This window comes from Paracoccus sp. FO-3, assembly GCF_006386455.1.
Taxonomy (GTDB): Bacteria; Pseudomonadota; Alphaproteobacteria; order Rhodobacterales; family Rhodobacteraceae; genus Paracoccus; species Paracoccus versutus.
The window spans coordinates 1-2,214 of sequence record NZ_VCBQ01000230.1 but is presented as its reverse complement, the minus strand read 5'-3'; the positions used below and the strand labels follow the sequence as shown (position 1 = coordinate 2,214).

3 protein-coding genes are annotated in these 2,214 nt (G+C 65.4%); all 3 read left to right on the top strand.

Features of this window, described 5'->3' with window-relative positions; translation table 11 throughout:
- Positions 1–224: 224 nt before the first annotated feature.
- Positions 225–962 (top strand): hypothetical protein, encoded by a 738-nt coding sequence (locus tag FE811_RS26575; protein ID WP_140849495.1) that lies wholly within the window; start codon positions 225–227, stop codon positions 960–962.
- Positions 963–983: 21 nt separating this feature from the next.
- Entirely contained in the window at positions 984–1,565 is a 582-nt protein-coding gene (locus tag FE811_RS26570; protein ID WP_140849493.1) for an RES family NAD+ phosphorylase, read from the top strand.
- 455 nt (positions 1,566–2,020) lie between these two features.
- The coding region (locus FE811_RS28050) for a hypothetical protein (protein WP_219848976.1) at positions 2,021–2,214 on the top strand (194 nt) is incomplete at its 3' end.

The following is a 2,214-nucleotide window of genomic DNA, read 5'->3' as shown; positions in this document are numbered from 1 at the left end:
CAGCCTGGTCTGGTCCCGCCCCGTCCGTCGAGACCAGAACTGAGCTCTGCGCGCAAGCCCCGCCCGGAAAAACCGGGCGGGGAAGCGGCATGCTCTTTCTTTCGGCCCTGTAAGGCACGTGGCTGCGCGATGCACCGCCATTCAAGTCCGCCGCCAGGCCAATGAGGTTTACGAGGTTGACAAAACTGTGTCCGAAGCCCATCTTCACGGGAAAGGAGACAACCATGCGCCTGACCAGGGAAACCTCGCCCTCCGCCTCCGAAACGATCATCCGGGGAAGCAAGGACGGTGTTGCAACGCTCTTCGTGGAAACGAAGAAGACGGTTGGTCGCGCATGGGCGCTTGCCCGGCGCCTGCCGGGCAAGGCGCAGCCCGGTTCTCGTGCATCGGTGAAGGATCGGGCCGCTGCGAAACAGGCGCCGGACGAAATGGTGACCTGGCTCGATAATGTCGTGGCGGATGGTGAGGGGGTCATCGTCGTTCGGACGGCATCGGGCCTGCACCGCCTGTCGGTCAAAAGCCTGGATGATGAAGCCGAAGCCGGGCATTCTGTTCCTGCGATGGACCCCGATGTGGCGGAGGCCGTGGCGCGGGCGCAGACGCGCGGCCGAGAGACCGCGGCCAGCATCCTGGAACAGCCCGATATGCTGGCCGGAGAGGACATCGCGCAGAGGATGGGCATGTCCCGGCAGGCGGTCCACAAGGCGGTGGTGACCAACAAGCTGCTTGCTCTCGAGGGCGCCAAGCGCGGGTTCCGCTACCCGGAATGGCAGCTCGATGATGCCGGCGTCCGGCGCAAGGGCCTTCTGGAGGTTCTCGACCTGGTCGGAAATGGCTGGGAGGCGTGGCGGTTCTTCGCCGCCAGCGCTGACGGCACGTCCAACCGCGAGCGGCTGCGCAGCGGCGATGTGGAAGCGCTCCTGGCCCAGGCCAGGCTCTGGAACAGCAGCCATTTCGGCTGACGCGCATCCGTGAAGACACCCATGAGTCTGCGGCCTCTCCAGGTCACCGAACTGGTCGGTGACCGCTTTTGCCGGCTGGTGAAACGGCATCATACCGATGGCCTCGGCGTGGGATGGGGGTCCAGCCGGTTCGTGCCGCCACCAGCCTCGCCGCCGACCGGCCAGGACTATCGGGCGCTCTATGCCGCCCGTGATCTCGATACGGCCTTCGCGGAAACCATCCTGAGGGACGATGCGGTCGGATGCTTCGACCGCTTTCCGATCCCGTTGACGACGCTTGCCCAATGGGATGTCGTTGAAATCGAGACGTCCGATATCCGGCTGGCGGATCTCCGATCCCACCAGGTGCTGGCCGCAAGGGTTCCGACCGACGCCATGCATGCCCAAGGGCATGATGAAGGTCAGAAGCTTGGGCGCGAGATTCGAGACGATCCGAGGAATTTTGCCGGCCTGCTCTTCCAGTCCCGCCTGACGGGTGTCGAGAACATCATGGTGTTCGAGCGGGCGATTACGTCGAGTTTGCGGGAGATCTCGAGGCAGCCGCTTCTCCGGTGCAAGAGCTTTGCCGCGACCATCGACAGATTCATGCTGTCCATCGTCTGATTAGGGTGAACTGCCTGATCGGGCAGCCTTATCTTCGTAAACTATAGCCACGCCTCGCAGGCTGTCAGGATTCGGGCGCCTCCCGCTTTCATCGGGCCACGTTCATCGGGATCTGGCTCTGGTCCTTCGGATTGGAGCCGGCCCATTTGGCCGTCTCCACCCATTCGGGCGACGATCCCTGGCGCGGGGGCGGCAGGCCATGCCGTCTCCGATCAGGCCGTTGCGCTTCCCGCCCGGTTTCCTCGGGGAGGCCGCGCGATGCAGTCGCCTCCTCCGGGATTGGGCGCGGATCTGACCGGCTGTTTCCTTGCCCCCAATCATCCGACCGGCATGACATCGGCGGTGGGCGTGCCTCTCGCCTGCTTGTGGGCCGAACTTGTCGGCCTCGCGCCAACCTTCGCCCCGGTCAGCACCCTCTACCGGCGAACGATGCCTGGGAGGATCGGTCGCGGCCCATGGTGCAGGTCTTCCGGTGCCGACACTGCAAGACAGTCGGCCCGGGCGTGCGGGTCTCGCCGGCGATATTGCCGCGCGGGACGCCGCCATGGTGGACCACCGGGTTTCTCCCCCTGCGCTGGCCCGGTCGCGCGCCGCCCATAGGCCTCGGTCAATGGCTGATCTGGCCGAAGACCGGCGCAAGCGCCTCGAT